Origin of the sequence: Thalassolituus sp. LLYu03 (genome assembly GCF_050507655.1) — a bacterium.
Lineage (GTDB): Bacteria > Pseudomonadota > Gammaproteobacteria > Pseudomonadales > Oceanobacteraceae > Venatoribacter.
This window is the reverse complement of the sequence record NZ_CP191496.1, coordinates 831,514-856,129: the sequence shown is the minus strand read 5'-3', so window position 1 is coordinate 856,129 and position 24,616 is coordinate 831,514. Positions and strand designations below refer to the sequence as shown.

The window sequence follows — 24,616 nt, the reverse complement described above, 5'->3', positions numbered from 1 at the left end:
TCAGAGGCCCCGCCCCGGTGGCTGATAACCGGAAAACTGGCGCGCAATCTGGGCGGCGTAGTTGTCGGTCATACCGGAAATAAAATCGATGGCACGCATGTAGGCTTCGTACAGCGTCCATCCCGGCTGCGGCGCTGAACGCCCCATCAGTTCCAGCACCCGCTGATTGCGGAACGTCGCTTGTCCGTCGAGCACGCGTTCGCGCACCGCACTTAAAAAGGCTTCGAGCAACGTACCCAGCGTCGAATACGAACCGATTTCCACCGCCAGTTTGCGCGTATCGCGGAAAATACGTTCACGGGCCATGTCTTTGGCGGCATTCACCACGTCGTGCACTTCCTGACGGCAATAATCAATCAGATCGCCTTTTAACGTGCCGGCCAGCAAGGCCTGCTCGTTGCGCACAAAGGCGCGGCTGACCGAATTCACCATCACCTCCATTGCCAGACCGCGCAGCGTTTGCAAGCGACGGCGCTGGTTATCGGCCTGCTCCAGCTCGGCGCAGACCTGCTCCCACTGTTCGGCTAACAAAGGCTTCAGCAGATCTTCCACTTCCTGATAGCGCAGCAGACCCATCTCGATACCGTCTTCCAGATCGATCAGGCCATAACAGATGTCGTCGGCGGCTTCGAGCAGATACACCAGCGGGTGGCGGGCCCAGTAATCTTTTTTCAGTTCAATCAGCCCCAGCCGTTTGGCAACGTTGCGCAGAATCGGCAGTTCGCTCTGATAACAGCCGAATTTTTTCGCTTCGCCGCGCTGTACGTAATCCACGGTCCAGGGGTATTTCAGAAAAGCGCCGAGCGTGCCATAGGTCAGGCGCATGCCACCGGCAAAGCGGTTCACTTCCACCTGAGTGACCAGACGAAAGCCCTGAGCGTTGCCTTCAAAGGTTTGCAGATCGGCTTTTTCCAGATCGCTCAGACCGTCTAGAAAATGCGCATTTTCCGCGGCGCGAAACCAGTGGCGGATCGCATCTTCACCGGTGTGGCCGTAGGGCGGGTTGCCGATATCGTGGGCCAGACAGGCGGCCTGAACCAGCGCGCCGACGTCTGAAGCGTTCATGTGCGGCGGTAAATTTTTCACCAGAGCATGACCGACACTGGTGCCCAGCGAACGACCAACCGACGCCACCTCCAGACTGTGGGTCAGACGGGTGTGTACGTGGTCATTTTCTGACAGCGGATGAACCTGGGTTTTGCGGTCCAGACGACGGAACGCCGACGAAAAAATAATGCGGTCGTAATCTTTGTGAAACGGCGTGCGGCCGGTCTCAACGTCCAGCGTCCCCTGGGTTTCACCGAAGCGGGCTGACGACAACAATAACGGCCAGTTCATCGTGCGGGTCATAATGCGCTCTCCTGAGTTGGCACCAGTATAGCGAGGCCGTCCCACGGCAACCACGGGTGGCCGGAATATCCCTTGTGAGAACGACAGAGCCCGGCAAAAATACGCCGTCACCCCGGGAGTGGTTATGGTTTCATCGGCACTGGAAAAATTGCTCGCCCTGCCCCAGCAGTATCCACGACGTGCACTGCTGCTGATTCTGCTACTGGTAGCCCTGCTCGGCAGCGGCTTGTTGCGGCTGAGTTTCACCACGGATTTCCGCAGCTATTTCAGTCACGACAATCCCCAGCTGAACGCCTTTGAAGCCATGGAATCGGTGTTCGCGAATCAGGACAATCTCTATTTTTTTGTGCGCAACCCGGAAGGCTCACTGTTTACCCCGGACGGTTTGGCATTAATCGCCGAGCTTACCCGCGCCGGCTGGACCTTGCCCGGCTCGGTGCGCGTCGACTCGTTGCAGAATTTTCAGTTCACCGAGGTCATCGGCGATGATCTGATCACCGCCGATTTTTACGACCCGCACACGCTGAATACCGTATCGCATGAACAGCTGACGGCCCTCGCCGCGCGCCTGCAACGTTTGCCGGAATTAAACGGTTATCTTATTTCCGCAGACACTTCCGCCTCCGGCGTTAACGTGCGCATTCATCTGGCGGATCATGCCAGCGTGCAGCAAATGCACGAGGTGGTGGACGCTGGTCGCCAGCTGATCAATCGCCTGCGCGCACAATACCCGCAATTTCAGCTGTTGCTTGGTGGGTCCATGCTGTCGAACATCACTCTGGGGGATGCCATCGGTCAGGACATCCGCTCGCTGTTGATTATTTCCTACGCGGTGATGATCAGTCTGATGGTGCTGTTGCTGCGTTCTTTTATGGGGATGGTGCTGGTAATGGCGGTGATCAGTTTTTCTGTGATTGCCACGATGGGGCTGGCCGGCTGGCTGGGTCTGGAACTGACGCCGCCGACCGGTTTTGTGCCCACCGCCATCATGACCATTGCCGTGGCCGACACCGTGCATATTCTGGTGTCGTATTATTTTTTCCTGCGTCAGGGCCATAGCCGCGCAGAGGCCGTGCGCGCGGCCATGCGTCTGAATTTCGCGCCGGTACTGATCACCAGTGTAACCACGCTGGTCGGCGTGTTGTGCCTGAATACCAGCGATTCACCACCCTACCGTGACATGGGCAATCTGATCGGTGTCGGTGTTGCGTTTGCCTGGCTGTTTACCCTGACCTTTCTGCCCGCCGCGCTGACGCTTTTACCGCTACCCAAGCGTCAGCAGAACGCCGGTGACACCGGCTTCATGGATACTCTGGCAAACTGGATTATCCGTTTTCACCGCCCGCTGTTAATCGGCATGCTGCTGCTCACCGGCGCCTGCGCAACCCAGATCAGCCGCATCACCATCACCGAACGCTGGCACGAATTTTTTGATCAGACCTTTGAAGTCCGTAACACCACCGACGCCATTCAGGATTATCTGGGCGGCCTGCACGTCTTATTTATGATCGCCGACAGCGGCACCGCCGACGGTATCAATGCGCCCGGCTATATGACGCAGCTGGCGGCCTTCACCGACTGGCTGCGCGCGCAACCGGAAGTCGCCCATGTCAGTACCGTCAGCGATATCGTTAAACGTCTGCACCGTAATCTGAATAATGACGACGACGCTTTTTACCGTATTCCGGATCAGCGGGAACTGATTGCGCAGTATTTATTGCTGTATGAAATGTCGTTGCCCATGGGGCTGGGTCTGGACGACACCATCAACAGCCAGCACTCGGCTACACGGATGCAGGTGCGCCTGCACCGCACCGATTCCGGTGGCATTCTGGCCATGGAACAAAAAGCCAATGCCTGGGCAGCGGTGCACGCGCCGGCACTGCATCTGCAGGGCTCTACCGGGCTCGACATTGTGTTTGCCAACCTCACCTTCCGTAATATTCACGCCATGCTGCAGGGCACCGGCCTAGCACTGGTGATGATCTCGCTGCTGCTGATTGCCGCGTTGCGCTCGTGGAAAATGGGGTTAATCAGCATGATCCCGAATATTCTGCCGGCGCTGATGGCCTATGGCTTATGGGCACTGATGAACGGCCGGGTGGATACCGCAACCTCGGTGGTGGTGTGTTTGTGTCTGGGGATTGTGGTGGACGACACCGTGCATTTTCTCAGCAAATACGGCCACGCCCGGACGCGCCTCGGGCTGTCGGCGGAAGACGCCATCCGCTACAGTTTTCACACCGTAGGGGTAGCACTTTTAGTGACCTCTGTGGTGCTGGTGTCCGGCTTTCTGGTGCTCGAATTTTCGCATTTTATTCCGAGCGCCAATATGGGCCTGTTGCTGGCACTGTCGATTGCGGTGGCCTTGCTGATCGATTTCCTGCTGCTGCCACCCTTGCTGTTATTCTTTGAGCATCGCCCGGGCAAAGGCCTCTATCAGCCCGCTGGCCATAATGCCGTCGAACACGAACTGCACCGCCAGCGCACACAGTAAAACCCCCATTACCCGGGTGATGACCGCCATGCCGGTCACACCGAGTAACCGGTTCAGCTGAGTCGAGGCCAGAAGGCTGCCCAGTGTCAGCGCCATCACCAGCACCAGCGCAGCAATAACGCCCGCCTGCGCCATCAAGTCGGCTTTGCTCTGCGCCATCAGCAGTATCACAGCGCCCATGGAACCGGGCCCGGCAATTAACGGCAGGGCCAGCGGGAACACCGATACATCTTCGCGCCCCAGCGCTTCGGCCTGCTCCTGCACCGTCGGGGCATTGGCCGACGACATGCGGGCAAACACCATGTCGAGTCCCATCATCAGCAGCATAATGCCGCCGGCAGTGCGCAGCGCCGCCAGTGAAATACCCAGCGCGTGCAGCAGCCAGTCGCCGATAAAGGCAAAGGTAAACAACACCAGACTGGCGATCATAACGCCGCGCAGCGCCATATGGCGCCGGGCTTCCTGTCCGCTTTTGGTGGTAATGGCAGCAAAGATGGCCGACACATCAATCGGACTTACAGTGGCAAACAGCGTGGCAAAGGCCAGAGCAAAACTTTCAGACATACGCATACCTCTGCTGCAAGTCTGGCTCAGTTTACCAGACTGGCAAACGCCCCCGTCAGGCGCGGCGTCAGCCCCCTGAATCAGACCGGTTGCGCCAGCCGGATAAAGCGGTACATACGTACCAACACAACTCAGGCCAACCCCAAGGCTGCCACTGTTCATTATCCGATCAGCACCCCACCCGCGTTGTTGGCCCATCCTGCGCGCTCCTATGCTCAGGCGGCCGGTAAGACCGGCTTTCTCACCACGAATAATCACAAAAAATTAGGGAGGAAATCCCATGAATGAGGCAAAGAGACACCACTGGCGCCCGGCCTTACTGGCCACCGCGGTGGCGCTGGCGGTCAGCGGCTGTATTACCGAACTGCCCGGCGAATTCCCGGATCAGGAAAGTCTGTGTGAATTTGATGCCGGACGCGAAGCCGCGCGCAGTGCGTCGGCGGCAGCATTTCCGCAACCGGCCATCCACCAGATGATGGTCAACGGCAATGTGGTCTGGACGGCCGCGGCCGGTGGCCAGCCGCTGCTGACACCGGGTGATACCGTCACTTTAAGCGGCGAAGGTTTCGGTGCCGGTACCGACATCGATTTCTCGAAAATCATGATCGGCAATACCCGCATTCTGGAAACCGACCTGAAGATGTTCCGCCAGGAACTGGCCATCAATGATCAGGTGAATTTCGAGACCGACGAGCAGGTCGACGCCTGGGACAAAAATATTCTCAGCTGGAACGACGGCGAAATCCGCTTCCGCGTACCGGAACACACCAGCGGCGGCAATCTGATCGTGCAGATTCAGAAGCGCACCGGCTACAACGAATCCCTGATTCATCCGGGCGAAGCGCACAATGTGATCGATGCGCAAACGTCGCGCATCATTTCCGACACCTACGAGCACACCTGTGACGTGGTATCGCAGCTGAGTGATGCCAAAGCCACCACGCCCATTTCAGTTTCTGTGAATAACCCGGGGCTCGACAACCTGATCAGCAAAGGCCGGCAGGTGTTCTGGTCGTACGACTACAACATCGGCGTGGCGCATTCGGTGCGCAAACTCGACTGGAACGCCATTTTTTCCTACAAAGCCAACGACCCGATTTCCGGTGGCAAAGCCGATCCGGCAAAACTCTTTGGCGCGGTGAAAAACGTGCGCGGCGAAGTACCGGACGAGGCCATGGACGATGTGTATTTTGCGCCGTATCCGATGCCGACGCCGATTCCGGGCTTCCTCGCGTCGTCACCGGCCAAACTGGAAGGCAACACCCGCGACAGCGGCTGGGCCGGTTACCGCTACGCCGAGGCCAGCGAGCCGTATAAAGGCGACGGCGAATGGATCGGTTTTAACTGCGCCTCCTGCCACGGCCATAAAATCAGTTATGAAAAAGCGCCGGGCCTGAACGTCAGCAAAGTAATTCCGGGTTTACCGAATCCGAACTGGACCATGAAGTGGACCGTGCTGCAGACACTGACCAATACCTTCGACGGTATTTACACCAGTGAAGAAGGCCCGTCCTGGGCATCCGGCAAAGCCGACGTGGCCAAAGACATGCTGCTGTATTACATGCCAGCCGGTGCCGGAGAGCACAACATGGTGCGCGTGGTTGGCGAAGGCAGTCACACCGACAACGACTATCAGTTCTCGCCGATCGCCATTCCCAACGTGACCAATTACATGGCCATCCGCCGTTCGCTGTCGCACACCGAATCCTACGTCGGCTTTGAAGGCTCCTACATTCACTCCGAAGAGCCGGACGGCGCGCAGGGCGCCATGAGCAAAGAGTGGCTGGAAGCCCTCACCGCTTACATGACCACCCTCGACAGCAACGACGACGATCTGCGCAACGCAGGTCTGTACCGCTGGCTGAAGTACAACCAGAAACTCGACGGCCAGACCGGCAGTTCAGGTCTGAGCGAAGGGGCATTTGTGCAGAGTGGCTGGCAGGCGTATCCGCAGGTTGCCGCCGCGGTCAGCCGTGGTCAGACCACGTTCGAGCGCGATTGCAGCAGCTGTCACAGCGACGGCGTGGGTGCCAATACCAATGAAAAAATGATTCGTCTGGATGAAGTGGGCCGCTTCTTTACGCCGACCATTTATCAGAAAGAAACCGAATCGGTGCGGGCAACCTTCCTGCGCGATCTTTACTGGGTGCAGAACCGCGGCCTGCTGTCGGATGGCCACGTGCGCAATCTGGAAGATCTGGTCAACCCGGACCGTTGCGCACCGGGAACAGCGCTGTATAACAATTACTACACCTTGCACGCGCCGGTACGTCCGGACGTGGGTGGCCCGGATCACGTTACGGGCTTCCCCGACCTGAACCGCAAGGGCGACGTGTTCCGCGTACCGAAATCGAAATATTTAACCAAGCTGGATAAGGGCTATAAACGCAATCTGTTTATTACCCGTCATAAATACTTCGTCGAAGTACCGTGGGACAAAGAGCATTACTACTGGGACTACCAGAAAATGCGTGCGGAATACGGCCCGGCCGAGATGGGCACGCCTGAACCGATTGGCATGCCAGCCGCACCACACCCATGGTGTGCCGGAAGCAGCGCTGAATCGGCCGATCTGGTGCAGTATCTGCTGACGCTGTAACGGTTTTACCGCCGGATAAAAAAGCCCGGGAATTCCCGGGCTTTTTTATTCTGGCCAAAAAACTTCAGGGCTTGTCGCCGCGGTTCAGGCGCGCATTAATATCGGCAATGACCGCAGGCAGTTGTGCCACTGAATCAATCACGTAATGCGCACCGGCATCGAATAAGCGCTGCTCGGCTTTACGGCGCAGACGCTGTTGCTCATCCGCCGCCAGCGCCTGCCAGGCAGCCACATCCAGACCCACTTCATTGCCGCTGACGCTCACACCCACGGTCCACATACCGGCGCGCAAACCTTCTTCAATGCCCGGCAGGGTATCGTCGACTTTCACGCAGGCATGCACATGATTCACGCTCAGTTGCAGCGCTAGTGCCAGTGCCATATCGGCATAAGGGCGGCCACGCAGCACCTCGGTGGCAAACACACAGGCGTCGGGCTCGTATCCCTGATCTTTCGCCGCGGCCATGGCCGGCTCCATCATGCCAGGGCCGTAGCCTGTGTTACCGCCGATTTTCAGGCCCATGCCACGCAGCTGATCGTAAGCACTTTTCCAGCCCGGAATTAATTGTGCACGCTCACCGACGATGCGCGTCTGAATCGGTGCAAAGGCATGGTACAGACGATCAATTTCAACGGCGTCTGCCACACGGCCATTCACACGCAGCCACTCACCGGCAATACGCGGATTATTCAGCATGCGGGTAATGTGTTCGCGCTTTTCCGTGCCCATAGGCTCGCGGGCTTCGGCCTGCGTAACCTCAATGCCTTCGGCGCGGAACAATTCCATAAAGGCGTACACCGGCGCCAGTGAGCCAAAATCCATGGTGGTACCGGCCCAATCGAGAATAACGGCCTCTACCGGGCCCGAAAAATAACGCTGTGATTTAAACATGTGAAACGCGCTCCTGTACCACGCGGGTGTGCTGAATTAATAACTCGTAATAATGATCAATATCCGGAACCGATAAGCCCAGTTGTTTACCCAGTTCATCGTATTTGCGCAGGCGCAGGGCATCGGTAAACCAGGGTGAGGCTTCAAACGCGCGGCAGGTGCTGTCGTCCATTAAACCGCCCTGCAATTCCAGACTCTGCAGCGACGCCTGCGATAAACCGGTGCGGTACTCCGCATCGGTCGACGCCAGATAACGTTTGGCCGCCACGTGCAGACGCACGGGTTTGGTAATGTCATCGGCAAAAAAGCGCCCCAGAAATGTCGCGCCGTTTTTTTCGTGATAACCGTTCAGGCCCTTTTCTTCCGGATGCGCCCCGGTTTCGTCCCAGGTCAGCAGGTGGCCGATGTCGTGCAACAGGGCCGCAATCACCAGATGGCCGGGGGCGTTATCCTCGCTGGCAAACCAGGCACACTGTAAGGCGTGCGCCCGTTGCGTAATGTCTTCGCCCAGATGCAGCTGGCCGTAGTCTTCAAAGGGCCGCCACACGCTGTCGACGGCTTTGCGGGCTAAGGTGCGCAAACGCATAAAACCTCCTTACAACCAGAAGCGGTGACGCTCCATCACGGTCAGCAGACGCGCCATATCCGCGGGATACACTTCGCCGATATGACCAATGCGGAAACACGGCGTGGCCGTGACTTTGCCCGGATAAATAACAAAGCCTTCGCTTTTCAGGCGCTGGTACAGCTCGTGAAAATCGAACGCCGGGCTGTCCGGGTAACAGAAGGTGGTAATAAACGGCGCCTGTTTATCGGCACTGACCACCGTGCGGAAACCCAGCGCTTCCATGCCCGTGACCAGCGTCTGGTGATTGCTGCTGTAGCGTAAGAAACGCGCTTCGATACCGCCCTCTTCGTCCAGCTCTTTCAGCGCCTGCTGAAAGGCGCGCACCACGTGCGTGGGTGAGGTAAAGCGCCATTTGCCGTGGCCTTTTTCCATGGTCTGCCACTGATCGAATAAATCCAGACTCAGGGTACGGGCACGGCCTTCACAGGCCATCAGTGCCGCACGACGGGCAATCACCAGTCCCATACCCGGCACCCCCTGAATGCATTTATTGGCCGAGCTGATCACAAAATCGATGCCCAGATTCTGCACGTCCATCGGAATACCACCGAACGAACTCATGGCATCGACAATCAGGGTTTTACCGGCGCTTTTTATAATGTCGGCGTACAGTGCCAGCGGGTTAAGAATGCCCGACGTCGTTTCGCAGTGCACAAAGGCAACGTGGGTGATGGCGTGGTCAGCGGCCAGCGCGTCGCGCAGTGCCTCCGCACTCACCCAGTCACGTTCGCTGGCACTTAACAGCACATGCGCAATGCCGTGCACGCGGGCCATTTCGGCCATGCGCAGACCGTAAGCGCCGTTGGCCAGAATCAGTAATTTGTCGTCTGCACCAAGGGCGCTGCTGATCACACTTTCGACGGCAAAACTGCCACTGCCCTGCAGCAGCACGCTGCTGTAGTCGGCGGCGTCACAGCCGGCCAGTGCCACCAGCTTTGCCCGCACAGGCTCTACCACGCCCAGATTGTAGTCGTCATCCCAGGTGCACCAGTCGCGCAACATGGTGCTTTTCACGGTTTCGCTGGTGCTCAGCGGCCCCGGTGTCAGTAACAGATATGGATTACTCATGCTCTCGCCTGCTTGTGAAATATTTCTGGTCTAGACCAGAATATGCAAACTATAAAACCCGGGGTGTCTGGCTTCAATGAGCAGCGCGTGAAGTTTTTGTGACACGAGGGTTCAGTGGCAGCCAACGTTCAGACGTCAGACGGCATCGAAGTTCGGAAATCCCAGAGGATTGGGGTTCAGCCCCCTATAGGTATTTGACGGTAGCCGCGAACCGGCTCCCGCAAGCGAAAAGAACGGAAACACGGCGGGAACAGACAGTGCCATTAATGAGTCGCTACTAAAGAATGAGCCACGAATAAGAAATGAGCCGCTAATGAAAAATAAGCCGACAAAAAACGGGCCCAAGGCCCGTTCAGTGTCGCAGCGGCACGTGTGGCAATACGCCTCACGCTGTTCCGGCCTCAGCGGCTGGGAATGCTCAGTTCGATGGCGCTGTGCACCCAGAACTCGGTATCAAACTCCACCGCTTTGCGTTCGCCTTCGTAGCGGGTACGGCGGATTTCCAGACACGGCGCGCCGTTGATGTGCGACAGGGCTTCGGCCACCTGATCGTACACCGCCGACACACAGATGCGGTTATCTTCGTGAGTGATGTCCACGTTGTAATCGCGCTGCATGATGGTGGTCAGCGAGCCTTCCAGATTCTTTTTTGCAAGATCCGGAAAGCGGCTGTCGGGCAGATAAATAAATTCGTACAGCACAGGTCGGCCGTCCAGCGACCGCATCCGCACCAGTTCGATCAGTTTTTCGTTGTCACCGACCTGCAGTGCCAGCCGCGCATGGGCCGGCCCTTTTATGCGCTTCTGCGAAATCAGTTCCGTGGCCGGTGTGCGTTGCTGCTGCGCCGCCAGCAAATAGAAATTCACCCGCGACGACGGGTCGTAGGTCAGGCGCGGCGGCGTGACAAACCAGCCGCGGCGGTTGGAGCGGTAAATCAGCCCCTCGGACTCCAATTTAGACAGCGCATCGCGCACGGTAATGCGCGTGCTGCTGAATTGCTCGACCAGTTCGCGCTCGGACGGCAGACGCTCGTTGTGCCCCAGCTTGCCCTGCTTGATCAGGCCAGCGAGATAATCCCGGATTTCGATATTGGCAGGTAACATAGCCTTGATTTTTCCGTTCACGGTAATGTCCGTCAGAAGCGCCATTCTACGGCAGGCTTCATTTGGCTCCAACCACAGCCGGAGTCAGCGGCTGCTCACTTTGCGCGACACTGACAGAGCCCAAACGCAGGCGGAAGTATATCCACGAGCCCACCACCAGCGTGCCGCCGGTCAGTGCGGTGGTGTAAATCGCGCTGACAAAAAAGTTCAGCCAGCTCAGATCCGGTGCGTAAAAGTGCTTCACCAGCAATAACCCCACACTGCCGGTATAGCCCGCACTGTCGGCCAGATAAATCAGAAAACCCGCGTTTGCCACGCCACCGGCCAGCGCCACAAAGCGGTCGAATAAAAAGCAATTGAACGGGATATACGCCAGATACAGCCCCGTCCCCAGCGCCACCATCCACACTTTGCTGTCGAGACCGTAAAACTGATGCAGCCAGGTCGAGCCACCGAGGATCACGCAGCCAAACACAATGGCCACATGGTTGGCGGTAAACGCGCGGAAGTTATCGCGGATAAACATCAGTAACCCCAGGGCCACCAGCACCATGCCGGCGATGCGCACCCCGGCGTAGGTAAAAATGGCCGGCTCATTGCCATAGCCCAGCGCCTGCCAGATTTCGGCCGAAAAATTGTCGCGGAAATCGCGCAGCGCGGTGAACAGCAGAAACGCCAGAACCAGCATGCTCAGCCCCAGCCAGTACTGACCAAATAATTGCCAGCGGTCGGCGGCGGTCATCGGCTGGCGCTTCAGACGCTCGTGTTCGTCGGCCGCATCCGGCTCTGGAATCATCGACAAGGCGTACACAGAAATCAGCAGCAGCGGCATAAAAATCAGGCCGGTTAAAAACGGCATCCACACTTCCGGCACATCGGCGTACACCATCAGGGATTTACCGACACTGCGCACCATGCCCGAGGCCACAATAAAGGTCGCACTTAAACCGGCACCCAGCAGCTCCGAGGTTTTGCGCCCTTCCAGATAGCTGAACACCAGCCCCCAGATCATGCCCAGTGGCAGGCCGTTAAAAAACATGGCCAGCGGTTTCAGCGCCGGCGGCAGTACAGCAAACAGCAACAAGGCCACTTCGGCACTGACCACCAGCAGCAGAATGGCCAGCGCCCGGCGCTCGTGCAGCATGCCGGACACCACGCGGATGCCGATGAATTTCGACAATAAATACCCCAGCACCTGAGCGAAAATCAGCACCACTTTAAAATCGAGTTCACCCCAGGTCTGCCCTTCGTACATGGCCACCGAAAACGGCTTGCGGAAAGCGTACATGGAAAAATACGTCATAAAGGCCGCGCAGATGGCGAAGACCACAAACCAGGGCACCGGCGCTTTGGCCAGACGCTGCTGCACAGACTGATGAAAACGGGCGAAAGGTAAGGCGTTCATGCTGTTTCTCCGGTGGAACCGAAATGCTGAAGGGTGAATGTGTCCTGCATATGAAATCCGCGCCGCTCAGCCGGTACTTTTGCCGCTGCGTGCTTTGGCACAGCGCACGCGGAAATCCGGGTCGAACGCATCGGCGGCGGGAAAGCGGCCGGGGTCGTACGGTGCGGGGTCGGCAAACAAGGGCTCGCCCAGCAGCATTTCGCTGAGTAAGCGACCGGTGCCGCCGCTTAACGCGATGCCGGCGCCGGAGCAGCCGGTCGCCAGCCAGACATTGGCAAAGCCCGGTGCTTGCCCGAGCAAAGGTTTGCCATCGGGTGTGTACGACGACACGCCACTCAGGTAATGGGCAAGCCCGGTATTTTCCAGCGCCGGACAGGTTGCCAGCAGGGATTGCCAGTGCTCTTCCAGTGCCTGCCAGCCGTCGCTGTCGTGGGCAAACCGAAAAGCGTGAATATCGGCGGGTAAATCCTGCGGGTCGGCAACACAGATCTGCTGATCGCGCACACCGAATAACAGCCCCGAATGCTCGGGCCGGAAATACGCTTTCGCCGAAGGAACAATGGCCATCGGCTGGCGGGCTGAAACCGTGGCAAGGTGATCGGTAATCCAGTAATGGCTGCGCACCGGCGCCATGGCCAGCGGCAGGTTCACAGAGCGCGCCAGCACCGGCGACCAGGGGCCGGCGGCGAGCACAATCTGATCGGCCAGAATCGTCTCGCCTTCGGTCGTGATCACACCAGCCACTGCCCGCTTGCCGCCTTGCTTGTCGTGGGTGTCGTGATCAGGGGTACAGAGAAAATCGGCCACCCGGGTGTGGGTGCGCAGTTGTGCGCCGTCAGCGCGCGCCGCGCGGGCGTAAAAATGGGCGAAGCCATAGGGGTCGGCGTGACCATCGTCGGCATACAACAAACCCACCGCCCCCACAGGTAACGCCAGCCACGGCAGCGCAGCGGCTAATTCGGCACCGTTCAGCCAGCGGACATCCTGACGCAAAGCATCGGCCTGACGGGCGTAGGCCTGCAGCCGCTCTTCTTCGGCGGCGGTACACGCCACATGCACACAGCCGCCACGAATGGCCAGCGCACCGAAGCGCGCTTCCAGCTGTTTTAAAATGCGGTGGGTTTCGTCGACCAGTACGGCGCTGTTGTCGTCACTGCGCGCGCGGGTCAGTAAGGCCGCTGCCTGACTGGTGGTGCCGGCGGCCAGTTCCCCCGCCTCCAGCACAGTGACGCGGGTTTTTCCGCTGCGTTGCAGGTAGCTGGCACAGGCAAGGCCTGTGATGCCGCCGCCGATGATCAGGGTATGAGACTGCATAGCTTATCTGGACTAGACCAATTTATGCCATTAGACGCAGACCAGATGACAGGCTGATGACACCCGGGTACAACGATTTACACGGATGCCGTCGCCGACTGACTCCCGGCAAAAATTCCAGGCGGCCAGAAATTTCAGATGGGCAAAAACCGCGATGGTAAAAAAGAAAACGCCCGGCTGCTGAGGGACAGCCGGGCGTTTGCAGGGCAAAAAGCCGGGATTAAAAATCAGGATCAGTAGAAGCTGTACTTCACACCCAGACTGGCGCGCCAGCCGTAGTATTCCACCTGCAGCGGACGACCTTCGCTGCCCTGATAATATTTCATCGGCTCGTTGGTCAGGTTGTTGGCATCCATGAACACCATCAGACGATCGGTGGCGTTGTACGACGCACTCAGATCCACGCTGGTGTAATCACCGTAGTAGCTGTCTTCGGCGGCGGAACCGCCGTGTTCCTGAATGTATTCGCCTTTATGGTTCACCGCGACGCGCACCGCATACACGCTGTCATCGTAGAATACCGAGGCGTTGTACAGATTGTCGGCCTGACGCGGAATCGCCGCTTTACGTCCGTCCGGTAATTCCATCACCGAGCGCATGCGGGTGTAGTTGGCCTGCACGCCGAAGTTTTCCAGTGCCGGCAGGATGAAATCGAGACGACGGCTGAGGGCGAATTCAGCACCGGCCAGCCACGCGCCTTCACCGTTGTCCGCACTCTTCATGGTCACCGGGTTACCGTTATACGTGCCCTGGGTAGCGCTCTGGAAAATCGGGTCGGTAATGTCTTTATAGAACACACCGGCCGACACGATACCGACGTTGTCGTAGTAGCGTTCGTAAAGGGCATCCAGGTTCAGAGAGTAGGTCGGGTTCAGGTCTGGATTACCGGATTCCAGCGTACCGTCGGCTTCCACATAGCTGCCACCCGGTGTCAGGTCACCAAAGTCCGGACGGGCGAAGGTACGGGACAGCGCCAGACGGACGTTGCTGTCATCGTCACCGCGGATGGTCAGATGCACCGACGGCAGTACCGAGGTGTATTTCTTCTCTTCTTTGCGGTCGAGCAGAGAGTCGGTGTCGGCCTGATACACCTGACCTTTCACCTGCGTCGTGGTCTGTTCAACCCGCAGACCACCGACCAGCGTCATGTCGTCGTTCAGGTTGTAGGTGGCCATACCGTAACCGGCCAGATGGGTTTCATTGACGTCGAAATTACGACCCAGCGCGCCGCCGTTGCTGACCAGCGCTGATTCGCCTTCGTCGAGAATGAATTTCTCGCGGTTTTCATTCCAGAAGTTTTCCAGATCGCGCATGCGCGCTACCTGACTGAAATCGTCGGCGTACGTACCGTTAATTTCTTCCAGATAATCGTTGCGGCCCGGCTGGTCCATCAGATTGAAATCGGACAGGGTCGGCGCGGCACCGTAATTGGCGGTATCCCACACGTAGAATTCATCCGAGAAACGCGCAACGCGTTCTTTATCGCGGTATTTGGCACCGAATTTCAGCTGCAGGTCGTGGTTTAAATCCTGAGTGAAATCGAGCTGAGCCACGGCTTTGTCTTTTTCGCGCACATCCACTTTGTACAGTTCAACCGACGACAGACTCATCAGGGTCGGGTCCATGCTGAAACCGTCTGGTAAATGCGTGCTCGGATGGGTCGCTGAATCCGAACCACCGTCGATGGTGTTGTAGGCTAAATTGTCGTCACCCAGACCGGTATAGCCGACGTTTTTCTGGTCGAAGCGCATGACGAAATAACTGTTGTCACGGCTGTTCGGCACATTGCCGTAGAAGAAATGGTTGTCGTAGGTCGACAGTTTCCATTCCAGCTGACCGCCCTCGCCGACCCAATGCTCACCGCCAATTTCATGACCGCTCAGTTCGGTGGTCAGAATATTGTGAATGTGCTGCAGCTCAACGCGGTCTTTGTTGAAACGGTAACGGTGCTTGTAATGGGTTTCGTCGTCTTCGAGCGTGCCGTACAGGGTGCGCGCGTACAGGGTGTCGCCGTTATCCAGCGTGTATTCCATAGCGCCGTTAAAGCCTGTGGTGTCCCTTTCGCCGGTGTAGTCACGCAGTTCCAGACGGTAAATACCTTCGCCGTCACGGCGCGGCTCGAAGTTATCCGTCGCCCAGTTACGCACATAAGTGCTGGCGTTCAGGATATACCCGAATTTACCGCTGTCGCTGCGGTCACCGGCCAGAATATTCACGTTATAACCGGATTCACCGGCTTTATCGTTGTAGTTGGTGCCGAGGGTCACATCCAGCGTCGCTTCCTGCGGTGCACGGCGGGTGACGAAATTCACGTTACCGCCAATGGCATCGCCTTCCATATCCGGGGTAATGGCTTTGCTGACTTCCACAGTTTCGATCATTTCGGTCGGGAAGAAATCGAACGCGGTGGCACGCGAGGTGGTTTCTTCTTCGGCGGTCGGAATACGGTCACCGTTCAGCGACGCCGAACTCCACTGGGAAGGCAGACCGCGCACCGCCACAAAGCGGCCTTCGCCCTGGTCGCGCTCAATGGAAACGCCCGGAATACGCTGTACGGCTTCGGCGGCGTTGCGGTCCGGCAGCTTGCCGATACCGTCGGCGGAAATCGCATTCAGAATACGGTTGGCATTTTTCTGCGTGTTCAGGGCTTTCATTTCACCCTGAAAAATATGACCCACGGCCACCACTTCTTCGATGCTGCTGCCGCTGAATTTTACTTGCAGACGGCCCATGTCTTTGCGCTCGTCGGTGGCGACTGTGATGCTGGTTTCCAGCGGGTCGTACCCGACGTAGCTGATTTTTACCCGGTAAGTGCCGGCATCCAGACCTTTCAATACAAACTGACCGCGCTCGTCGGTGACAACACGCGCACCGGTTTCTTCCACGGTCACAGTCGCACCCGGTAATACGGCGCTCTGGTCGGCTACCAGACCGCTCAGGCTGGCATCGGCAAGAACAATCTGACTGCCCAGAACCAGTGTGGCCAGCACAGGCAGTGTCGTTGGCGTAAAGCGTTTCATCCTATTCCCCAAATCCGCTTAGTAAGAAATTGAGGCCGCATCAGATCCCCCACCGATGCCGGCCAACCAATCTGGTCTAATCCAGTTGACACAGGCAGAGTAGGAATAAAATATGACGGGTGTGTGAAGGTGGCGTTCAGAATGAAAAAAGTGCGGGGCGGTAACGATATTGGCGGCGGCTCACCGTCTGACAGGCATAAAAAAACCGCCCGCAGGCGGTTTCTTTACAGCGCATCCTTATTTGGATTCCGCTGCACCTTCCGCCGTGAGGGCTTCGGTTGCGACTTCAGGTGCCGCTTCGGCTGGCGCTTCAGACGCCACAGCAGCCGGCTCTTCGTACTTCAGCCAGGTCTGGCTGCGGCCAACCCAGGACACGCCAATGTAACCACGTACCACCAGTTGCTGGCCGTCGTCGGATACTTTGGCCTGTGACTTGTACACTTTACCCGACTTAGGATCGAGGATACGGCCGCTCTCCCACTCGCCTTCACCGTCGTTCTTCAGGCCCCACATAAAGGTCAGGCCTTCAATTGGCTGGTCTTTGAAGTTGTCCGGGCATTCGCTGCACAGCTTGCCTTTGTCAGCGGCACGCAGGATCTCAACGATGGTGCCCTGCAGTTCGCCTTTGTCATTCACGCTGATTTCGACAACGCTTTTCTTGCTGCCGTCTTCGTCATCCACCGTTACCCAGCGACCCACCGCAGGGTCAGCCAGAACAGGCAGTACGAATGCCAGCAGAGCAGCAGTAAACGTCAGTTTCATGAGCGGGTTCTCCGTTATTGTGATTGTTATGGGGTCTTCTTTTTATCGGGTGTTGCCTTTACCGGGCCTGACTTTAAATAACCCCCGCGCAGAAAGCAAAAGACAGAAGGACCATTTCTGAACACGGGTGATCATTCGTGGCCTGATATGCGGCGTTTTAAGACCCGGACCGGCGTTTTTCCAATACCTTATTCGTACTTTGGCACGCAAAGCCTAGGCGCAGTTGGCTCAGCTTTGTGTATCAGACCGGTAGCAGCCAACGGCTTACACAGATAAACATCCGGTCCGCAGCCTGCGGGGCGTCTTTAAAGCTGGCATTTATTCACCGGTAAACGTCGCTTTATACCTTGGTAGCGGGCTGCAAATTTGCCGGAAAAATTCGTTTAACTATCTGTTTTTTAAAGAATAAATAACTGCTGACCAACCCCTCTTTAACCGGTACTACCAAGGTCTAGCTGTCGGCGGCCGACGCTATGCTGCTAGGTTGAATCTGCATTCAAATAAAAATTAGGAGGGGTTATGGCTTTCAAATCTGAAGACGATAAAAAAGCCTACTGGCGCAAGAATCTGAATTTAATGTTCGTGTTGCTGGCGATCTGGGCACTGGTGTCTTATGGCTTCGGTATTCTGTTCCGTCCTGCACTCGACGCAATTCCGATTGGCGGCGTTGGTCTGGGTTTCTGGTTCGCACAACAGGGATCCATTTATGTGTTCCTGGCAATCGTTGCCATTTACGCCAAGAAAATGCGTGAACTCGATCGTGAGTTCGGCGTTCACGACGACGAATAAGCGAGGAGCAGATTATGGATTTACAGACTTTAACCTACATCGTTGTAGGCCTGAGCTTCGCGCTCTACTTCGGTATTGCCATTTGGGCACGCGCCGGAACCACGGGTGAATACTACGCCGCTGGTCGTGGCGTTCACCCGGTGGCGAACGGTATGGCGACGGCCGCCGACTGGATGTCTGCCGCTTCCTTTATCTCTATGGCGGGTCTGATCGCCTTCAAAGGTTACGATGCTTCCATCTTCCTGATGGGCTGGACCGGTGGTTATGTACTGCTGGCTCTGTGTCTGGCTCCGTACCTGCGTAAGTTCGGCAAGTTCACTGTTCCTGACTTCATTGGTGACCGTTTCTACTCGTCCACTGCCCGTATCGTGGCGGTGATCTGTCTGATCGTAGCGTCCCTGACCTATGTAATCGGCCAGATGAAAGGTATCGGCGTAGCCTTCTCCCGTTTCCTGGACGTTGATTACGCAACCGGTCTCTACGCTGGTATGGGTATCGTGTTCTTCTACGCCGTACTCGGTGGTATGAAGGGCGTAACCTACACCCAGATCGCTCAGTACTGTGTTCTGATCTTCGCTTACACCGTACCGGCTATCTTCATCTCCCTGAACCTGACCGGTAACCCGATTCCACAGCTGGGCTTCCTGAGCGATACCGCAGACGGCACCCCACTGCTGGTGAAACTGGATCAGACGCTGGTTGACCTGGGCTTTGCTGAATACACAGCTCAGAAAGGCGGCACCTTCAACATGATGATGTACACCTTGTCACTCATGATGGGTACTGCCGGTCTGCCACACGTTATCATCCGCTTCTTCACTGTACCGAAAGTAGCGGACGCCCGTTCCTCTGCTGGCTGGGCCCTGCTGTTCATCGCGATCCTGTACACCACAGCCCCTGCTGTTGGTTCCATGGCTCGTCTGAACCTGACCAACACAGTACAGACCGGCGAAGTGGGTTCTGCTGAAGGCAACCTGGTTTACGCAGAACGTCCGGACTGGTTCAAGAAGTGGGAAAACACCGGTCTGCTGGCGTTTGAAGACAAGAACGGTGACGGTCGTATCCAGTACTACGATGACAAGAACCCTAACTTCGCTGCCAAAGCTGCGGAATACGGCTGGAAAGGCAACGAGCTGGTGAAGGTCGACAACGACATCATGGTTCTGGCTAACCCTGAAATCGCCAACCTGCCGAACTGGGTAATTGCCCTGGTGGCGGCCGGTGGTCTGGCAGCTGCGCTGTCTACCGCTGCGGGTCTGCTGCTGGCGATCTCGACCGCGATCTCTCATGACCTGCTGAAGAGCACTTTCATGAAGGATATCAGTGAGAAAAACGAACTGATGGCCGCCCGTATCGCCATGGCCGGTGCCATCGTGGTGGCGGGTTATCTGGGTCTGAACCCACCAGGCTTTGCCGCACAGGTAGTGGCTCTGGCGTTCGGTCTGGCCGCGTCCTCGATCTTCCCGGTTCTGATGATGGGTATCTTCAGTGCCAAGGTGAACAACACAGGTGCAGTAAGCGGCATGCTGGTTGGTCTGGTGTCCACTCTGGTGTACATCTTCACCTACAAAGGCTGGCTGTTCATTCCTGGTACCGAAATGCTGGCGAACACCCCGGACAACTGGTTCCTGGGTATTTCTCCGGAAGCCTTCGGTGCCCTGGGTGCTCTGCTGAACTTCGCAACAGCGTTCATCGTGTCCAACATGACGGCGCCAGTTCCGGATCATATCCAGCATATGGTGGAAGACATCCGCGTACCGAAAGGCGCGAGTGCAGCTCAGGACCACTGAGTCTGACATCCCCCGAAAAACCCGGCTTATGCCGGGTTTTTTTATGCCTGTTGTCTAAGGTTGCCCGATAGCACTTGCCCGCAACACGCGGGCATATTGCCTGCCCGATTCTTCCGCCCGTCCGCCTAAAGAGAATGCAAACCCGCAGACCACGTCTTTACACTCTCAAAGATGCAGTTGATAATTATTATCATCAAATAAAGAGAGTTGTGCATGAAACCGAAACACTCCCCGGCGTTGCTCGCCATAACCACCAGTACCCTGCTGATCAGTGGCTGGGCTAAGGCCGATGACACTGCCGTCCTGGACGATGTCACCGTTACCGGCGCCCAGAGTTCGTACTCCGAGCAATCGCAGGACACGGCGCTGAAAATGACCACAGAAGCCCTGGCCACCCCCTTCTCCACCAGCGTCATCAACGCCGGTGTTCTAGAAGACCTGAAGGCTTACCGTCTGGAAGACGCATACAGCTACATTGCCGGCTTCTCGCGCAGCGGCACCAGCGCCAACGCCTTCACCATCCGCGGTATGTCGACCGATTTACAGAACGTACAGGTCGACGGTCTGCCTGGGCTGGTATCGCGCTTTGGTTCACCGGTCACTGCCAACATCGAGCGGGTGGAAGTCCTGAAAGGCCCGGCATCAGTTCTCTATGGCTGGATGGACCCCAGCGGTCTGGTGAACATCATCACCCAAAAGCCTCAGAGCTCTCCGGAGACCAGCCTGTCCGTCAACGCGCAGACGTATCCCGATCAGGGTAAAAATGGCTATCAGGCGTCGGTTGATACCAGCAACTGGCTAAGCAACGACGGCAGCCTCAGCTACCGTCTCATCGCTGGCTATGAAAACACCGACTCCTTCCGCGACTACGTCAGCACCGAAGCCAGCTACCTGTTTCCATCGCTGAGCTGGCAGTCAGACAACACCCGTCTCGACGTGCAACTCGAATACACCAAAGAGGAACGCGGCGCCGACGACGGTCTGTTTGTTGCCAATCACGATATAAGCACCGCCGCCGGCATTGAAACCTATTATCAGGAGCCGGGGGACAGTGACGACGACCAGGGGCAGGCGCTGTCGGTGTCCCTGAACCACAGGTTCAGTGACCGGCTGGAATCGACCACCCGTCTGCGCAGTGTCTGGCATGAGGACGAGCGCGATCTGTACGAAAGCAACGCGGTCATCGAAGCCGATGAGGTGGCTGATACCAGTCTGCGCCGCCGCAACCGCCATCAGTTCAACCGCCGCGAATACCATTTTATCGACACCAACCTGCACGCCACGCTGGGTGATGAGGTGGTACACGATGTTCTAATTGGTGTTAACGGCGGTTATGAATATCGCCAGTACGACCGTCTGGCCTTTGATACCCGCGGTGCCGCTGTAACCCTCTATGATCCGCAATACACAGGTCAGATTCTGGCGGATGATCCGGGTAATTACCGCACCTGGGATCTGTACAGCGCAGGCCTGTATATTGCCGATAAAATCACGCTTTCCAGCCACTGGACCCTGCTCGCCGGCGCCCGTTACGACCGTCAGGCCGGCGACTACCACATGGAGTACAAAGACGCCGACACCACTGCCGACGAAAGCGAAGCCGTGGCCGACACCACCTACAATGCCGGTGTGGTCTACCGTGTGAATCCGGGCCTGTCGCTGTACGCCAGCTACGCAGAATCCTTCAGCCCGCAGGCCATTCCTACCTACGATGTGAACGGCGAGCAGATGGAACCCGAGCGCGGTATTCAACAGGAAGCCGGGGTGAAATTCGAGTCAGGTGACGGCCGCATGAATCTGAACATCGCCTATTTCGATACCGTAAAGAAAAATCTGGCCGAAGAAGGTCCGAGTGGCTACGACGAGCTGATCGGAGAAGTCAGCAGTCAGGGCGCCGAAATCACGCTGCAGCTGCAGCCTCTGGATCACGTGCAACTGCAGACTGGCTACACCTACACAGATGCAGAAATCAGCAAAGCCTATGAAAACCGCGACAATACACTCGGCAATCCGCCTGCGTCCGCTCCGGCACACAACGCGTTTGCACTCGGCCGTTACAACGTTCCGCATCCGGTACTGAATGGCCTGGTTGGCGTAAGTCTGGGTTATAAATACGAATCTGAACGCTACACCGACGAAGACAGCACAACCCGCGTTAGACTGCCGGGCTATTCAGTGGTCGACTGTGCGCTGTATTACGAGCGTGGACAGGGCAAATACGCACTGAACGTAGCCAACCTGCTGAATCAGGAATACTACGTGTCAGGCAGCAATAATCAGAGCATTGATCCGGGCGAACCGCTAAAGGTCTCACTGTCGGCGAAATACACCTTCTGATCCAGGGTACAGCAGGCAAAATTCTGAATCAGGGACGATTCAGAATTTCGTCAGTTTGATGTACATCAGCGCCGTCGAAATCACATCGCCCATGGCGGTATGACGTTCAATCACCGGCACTTTCAGGTCTTTGGCCAACCCTTCAAAGGTCAGATCCAGCTGCAGTTCGGGCATATGGCGGCGCTTTTTGCGCACGTAGATTTCCGACACTTCAATGAATTTATTGGGCAGATGAAAATTGTACAGCTGCTTGATGTAGCGGTTCAGAATGGCGCGGTCGTATTCAATGTAAAATCCGCAAATCGGCCGGTTACCGACAAAATCCAGCACCCGCTCAATGGCTTCGGCCACGGCCACGCCCTGCTCGCGGTCTTCACGGCGCAGGTAATGCACCCGCACCGCATTCGGATCGGTTTTCACGTCCGACTTAACCGTCAGATCCAGCGCTTCGGATAAGCGGATTTCCTGTCCTTTTACACGCACGGCGGCAACGCTGAGCAATTCGCCTTTCTTTTTATCGAAGCAGCTGGTTTCGCAGTCGAGCACCACGACTTCATCACCATCATACGGCTCAGCCAGATGCTGCCAGCGCCCCTGTGGCGGAAACTGGCCAGCGATTTTTTTCCAGAAATTCACCGGCGCCATCAGAAATTCTCCAGTCGGTAGTGATTCACCAACAGCTGTTTGAATTTCTTCACCCGGTGCAACGCATGGCGCAGCATACTGCGGTCGACACTGCGCAAGCTGCTGATCTCAAGTTTCTGACTCAGGCCGCGGTTCGGGTCGTCTTTATCCAGTTGCTGACGCAGACGGATACGCAGGAAAAACAGCAAAGAATCCTTCAGCCCCTGCGCCGTCTCTTCGTCGAGCACGTTCATGGCCTGCAGTTTGTCGAGGCGTTCCAGCGTGCTGCACTCGCTGATCGCGTATTCAAACGACAGCGCACGCACCCCGTGTACCAGCGGGAAAATACCGCCCTTTTTAATATCAATGCTGCCGTGATCTTCTTTGATTTTGCCGAGAAAGGTTAACGGCGTTTCAAACTGCAGGGCGGGTTTGGCGAACCAGGCTGAGGTAATACTGGAGCGCAGCGAGTCTGTCTGCCAGCTGGCCTTGACCGGTGTAAACAGCTCGCGGTTACCGCAGATGGGCTCGGCGTCCATAAAAATCGCCATGTTCATCATGGGCTCCGGACTGGCTGATCGCAGCCAGCGCTCGACCCGGTTCTGCCAGCCGTCAACGGTGTTGATCCAGCTGTCGTTGATGAACATCACGCCGCCCGGGCAGCGCGGGTAACCGAAATCGAGCAGCGTCTGATGCATGCTCTGCAACAGCGGCAGCACGGCCTCGCGGTCGTGTTCGTTCTGCAGAATCACGGCGTTGTCCTGATCGGTTTTCAGGATCTGCTCACCGCGCCCTTCGCTGCCCAGAATCAGAATGCACACGCTTTTGCGCAAACGCTCCGGAAAAATCAGCTCAAAGGCCCGCTGCATCAGACGCCGGTTCAGCGTGGTGATCAGTTCCATAATGGCGATTACCCGCACGCCCTGAGTGTTCAGGCTTTCGATCAGGGTATCCAGACGTTTGGCCGCGACCACCAGTTCTTTGATGGATTTGGCCTGCTCGATACGCATGGCAATCACGTGCGAATGGGTCGAGAAAATACTGAGCATATCCATCAGCTCAAGCATGCCGACAATATCGCCGTCGCGGGTGACAATAACGCGTTCAATTTTATGCTGCGTCATTTTCAGCAACGCACTGAACAGGAAATCGCCGTACTTCACATCAATCAGATTAAACTGCGCGATGTCAGCTACTTTGCTCTGGCGGGTTTTATCGCCCAATAACGTGGCTCTTAACAGATCAGTGCCAGTGACAATACCGATGTCTTTGGCCGTACGCACCAGAACCGCATCGTACTTCTGTTCGTCCATAATGGTCGCCACCCGCGCCAGACTGGTCTGGCCGGTGACGTACACCGGCGGGCGTATGGTGTCTTCGTCGATGCGCGCCAGAATAAATTCCGACACGCCACCGCCCTCGCGCTGCTCGACCAGCTCTTCCTGTGTGCCCAGATCGGTTTTAAAGAACACCGAGAAATCATCAGAATCGTTCAGCAGCTGAATAAAATCTTTGGCTTTAAGCAGATAGCAGAGGGTTTCTTCAATGGCCGTGTACCTGTGTTTACTGCGCGATTCCAGCACGGCGCGCACATCGAATACGTCTTCTTTGCCGTACTGGGAAAATACCTGTGTGCCGTCACGGTCGGTTTCTTCCACCACGCCTTTATAGACAATGAACAGACCCGGCGTGACCGAGCCTTCATCGAGAATCACGGCGCCGGCCGGAAAAAACACCAGATCGAGCCGGCTGGTGAGCCAGTCCAGCTGCTGTTCCGACAGGAAACTGAAAGGTGGCTGATGGAGGTTGATCTGAATACTCATATCCTGAACGTCCTGTTGTTTTCACCGGCCTGAAAATAAAAAAGACACCGC

General features: G+C 56.9%; 17 protein-coding genes. 5 read left to right on the top strand and 12 right to left on the bottom strand.

Annotated features, from left to right (window positions below; all coding sequences use genetic code 11):
* On the bottom strand, window positions 1-1,350 hold the full coding sequence (locus tag ACQUQU_RS04015; RefSeq protein ID WP_430461968.1) for a deoxyguanosinetriphosphate triphosphohydrolase: 1,350 nt from the start codon (window positions 1,348-1,350) through the stop codon (window positions 1-3).
* Window positions 1,351-1,474: 124 nt separating this feature from the next.
* Between ACQUQU_RS04015 and ACQUQU_RS04010 the strand changes: the two genes are divergently transcribed.
* Entirely contained in the window at window positions 1,475-3,847 is a 2,373-nt protein-coding gene (locus ACQUQU_RS04010) for an efflux RND transporter permease subunit (protein ID WP_430461967.1), read from the top strand.
* On the opposite strand, the gene ACQUQU_RS04005 is transcribed toward ACQUQU_RS04010, so the two are convergent.
* Window positions 3,755-4,411, bottom strand: a complete 657-nt coding sequence (locus ACQUQU_RS04005) for a MarC family protein (RefSeq protein WP_430461966.1) — start codon at window positions 4,409-4,411, stop codon at window positions 3,755-3,757. The two genes, ACQUQU_RS04010 and ACQUQU_RS04005, sit on opposite strands and share 93 nt — an antisense overlap.
* A 280-nt stretch (window positions 4,412-4,691) precedes the next feature.
* Here ACQUQU_RS04005 and ACQUQU_RS04000 point away from each other — a divergent pair, with 280 nt between their 5' ends.
* Entirely contained in the window at window positions 4,692-7,010 is a 2,319-nt protein-coding gene (locus ACQUQU_RS04000) for a hypothetical protein (protein WP_430461965.1), read from the top strand.
* Window positions 7,011-7,074: 64 nt separating this feature from the next.
* Here ACQUQU_RS04000 and phnX read toward each other — a convergent pair whose 3' ends face one another.
* From phnX to ACQUQU_RS03960, 8 genes are all read right to left on the bottom strand, one after another.
* On the bottom strand, window positions 7,075-7,902 hold the full coding sequence (gene phnX, locus ACQUQU_RS03995; protein WP_430461964.1) for a phosphonoacetaldehyde hydrolase: 828 nt from the start codon (window positions 7,900-7,902) through the stop codon (window positions 7,075-7,077).
* Window positions 7,895-8,488, bottom strand: a complete 594-nt coding sequence (locus tag ACQUQU_RS03990; RefSeq protein WP_430461963.1) for an HD domain-containing protein — start codon at window positions 8,486-8,488, stop codon at window positions 7,895-7,897. Before ACQUQU_RS03990 ends, phnX begins: the two co-directional genes overlap by 8 nt.
* Window positions 8,489-8,497: 9 nt before the next feature.
* Complete coding sequence (phnW, locus tag ACQUQU_RS03985; RefSeq protein WP_430461962.1) at window positions 8,498-9,598, bottom strand: 2-aminoethylphosphonate--pyruvate transaminase; 1,101 nt, start codon at window positions 9,596-9,598, stop codon at window positions 8,498-8,500.
* A 401-nt stretch (window positions 9,599-9,999) separates the two neighbouring features.
* Window positions 10,000-10,746 carry a UTRA domain-containing protein gene (locus ACQUQU_RS03980; protein ID WP_430461961.1) on the bottom strand — a complete coding sequence of 249 codons (747 nt, stop codon included), beginning with the start codon at window positions 10,744-10,746 and terminating at the stop codon, window positions 10,000-10,002.
* A 13-nt stretch (window positions 10,747-10,759) separates the two neighbouring features.
* Complete coding sequence (locus ACQUQU_RS03975; RefSeq protein ID WP_430461960.1) at window positions 10,760-12,106, bottom strand: DUF5690 family protein; 1,347 nt, start codon at window positions 12,104-12,106, stop codon at window positions 10,760-10,762.
* Window positions 12,107-12,172: 66 nt separating this feature from the next.
* Complete coding sequence (locus ACQUQU_RS03970; RefSeq protein ID WP_430461959.1) at window positions 12,173-13,420, bottom strand: NAD(P)/FAD-dependent oxidoreductase; 1,248 nt, start codon at window positions 13,418-13,420, stop codon at window positions 12,173-12,175.
* A 233-nt stretch (window positions 13,421-13,653) separates the two neighbouring features.
* On the bottom strand, window positions 13,654-16,440 hold the full coding sequence (locus ACQUQU_RS03965) for a TonB-dependent receptor (protein ID WP_430461958.1): 2,787 nt from the start codon (window positions 16,438-16,440) through the stop codon (window positions 13,654-13,656).
* Between the two features lie 237 nt (window positions 16,441-16,677).
* The gene (locus ACQUQU_RS03960; protein ID WP_430461957.1) at window positions 16,678-17,202 is read right to left on the bottom strand and encodes a DUF2147 domain-containing protein; all 525 of its coding nucleotides are present in this window, start codon (window positions 17,200-17,202) and stop codon (window positions 16,678-16,680) included.
* Between the two features lie 519 nt (window positions 17,203-17,721).
* Between ACQUQU_RS03960 and ACQUQU_RS03955 the strand changes: the two genes are divergently transcribed.
* From ACQUQU_RS03955 to ACQUQU_RS03945, 3 genes are all read left to right on the top strand, one after another.
* Window positions 17,722-17,991: a DUF4212 domain-containing protein gene (locus ACQUQU_RS03955; protein ID WP_430461956.1), complete on the top strand. Its 270-nt coding sequence runs from the start codon at window positions 17,722-17,724 to the stop codon at window positions 17,989-17,991.
* Between the two features lie 14 nt (window positions 17,992-18,005).
* Complete coding sequence (locus ACQUQU_RS03950) at window positions 18,006-19,781, top strand: sodium:solute symporter family protein (protein WP_430461955.1); 1,776 nt, start codon at window positions 18,006-18,008, stop codon at window positions 19,779-19,781.
* A 213-nt stretch (window positions 19,782-19,994) separates the two neighbouring features.
* The gene (locus ACQUQU_RS03945; protein WP_430461954.1) at window positions 19,995-22,118 is read left to right on the top strand and encodes a TonB-dependent siderophore receptor; all 2,124 of its coding nucleotides are present in this window, start codon (window positions 19,995-19,997) and stop codon (window positions 22,116-22,118) included.
* Between the two features lie 39 nt (window positions 22,119-22,157).
* Here ACQUQU_RS03945 and ACQUQU_RS03940 read toward each other — a convergent pair whose 3' ends face one another.
* Complete coding sequence (locus ACQUQU_RS03940; protein ID WP_430461953.1) at window positions 22,158-22,763, bottom strand: 3'-5' exonuclease; 606 nt, start codon at window positions 22,761-22,763, stop codon at window positions 22,158-22,160.
* Window positions 22,763-24,565, bottom strand: coding sequence for a DUF294 nucleotidyltransferase-like domain-containing protein (locus tag ACQUQU_RS03935; RefSeq protein ID WP_430461952.1), 1,803 nt, complete (start codon window positions 24,563-24,565; stop codon window positions 22,763-22,765). The genes ACQUQU_RS03940 and ACQUQU_RS03935 overlap by 1 nt, the downstream gene beginning before the upstream one ends.
* Between the last annotated feature and the right edge of the window lie 51 nt (window positions 24,566-24,616).

Coding starts and splice junctions, on each gene's coding strand:
- ACQUQU_RS04015 (WP_430461968.1), bottom strand. CDS start 1,350: ATGACCCGCACGATGAACTGGCCGTTATTGTTGTCGTCAGCCCGCTTC.
- ACQUQU_RS04010 (WP_430461967.1), top strand. CDS start 1,475: ATGGTTTCATCGGCACTGGAAAAATTGCTCGCCCTGCCCCAGCAGTAT.
- ACQUQU_RS04005 (WP_430461966.1), bottom strand. CDS start 4,411: ATGTCTGAAAGTTTTGCTCTGGCCTTTGCCACGCTGTTTGCCACTGTA.
- ACQUQU_RS04000 (WP_430461965.1), top strand. CDS start 4,692: ATGAATGAGGCAAAGAGACACCACTGGCGCCCGGCCTTACTGGCCACC.
- phnX (WP_430461964.1), bottom strand. CDS start 7,902: ATGTTTAAATCACAGCGTTATTTTTCGGGCCCGGTAGAGGCCGTTATT.
- ACQUQU_RS03990 (WP_430461963.1), bottom strand. CDS start 8,488: ATGCGTTTGCGCACCTTAGCCCGCAAAGCCGTCGACAGCGTGTGGCGG.
- phnW (WP_430461962.1), bottom strand. CDS start 9,598: ATGAGTAATCCATATCTGTTACTGACACCGGGGCCGCTGAGCACCAGC.
- ACQUQU_RS03980 (WP_430461961.1), bottom strand. CDS start 10,746: ATGGCGCTTCTGACGGACATTACCGTGAACGGAAAAATCAAGGCTATG.
- ACQUQU_RS03975 (WP_430461960.1), bottom strand. CDS start 12,106: ATGAACGCCTTACCTTTCGCCCGTTTTCATCAGTCTGTGCAGCAGCGT.
- ACQUQU_RS03970 (WP_430461959.1), bottom strand. CDS start 13,420: ATGCAGTCTCATACCCTGATCATCGGCGGCGGCATCACAGGCCTTGCC.
- ACQUQU_RS03965 (WP_430461958.1), bottom strand. CDS start 16,440: ATGAAACGCTTTACGCCAACGACACTGCCTGTGCTGGCCACACTGGTT.
- ACQUQU_RS03960 (WP_430461957.1), bottom strand. CDS start 17,202: ATGAAACTGACGTTTACTGCTGCTCTGCTGGCATTCGTACTGCCTGTT.
- ACQUQU_RS03955 (WP_430461956.1), top strand. CDS start 17,722: ATGGCTTTCAAATCTGAAGACGATAAAAAAGCCTACTGGCGCAAGAAT.
- ACQUQU_RS03950 (WP_430461955.1), top strand. CDS start 18,006: ATGGATTTACAGACTTTAACCTACATCGTTGTAGGCCTGAGCTTCGCG.
- ACQUQU_RS03945 (WP_430461954.1), top strand. CDS start 19,995: ATGAAACCGAAACACTCCCCGGCGTTGCTCGCCATAACCACCAGTACC.
- ACQUQU_RS03940 (WP_430461953.1), bottom strand. CDS start 22,763: ATGGCGCCGGTGAATTTCTGGAAAAAAATCGCTGGCCAGTTTCCGCCA.
- ACQUQU_RS03935 (WP_430461952.1), bottom strand. CDS start 24,565: ATGAGTATTCAGATCAACCTCCATCAGCCACCTTTCAGTTTCCTGTCG.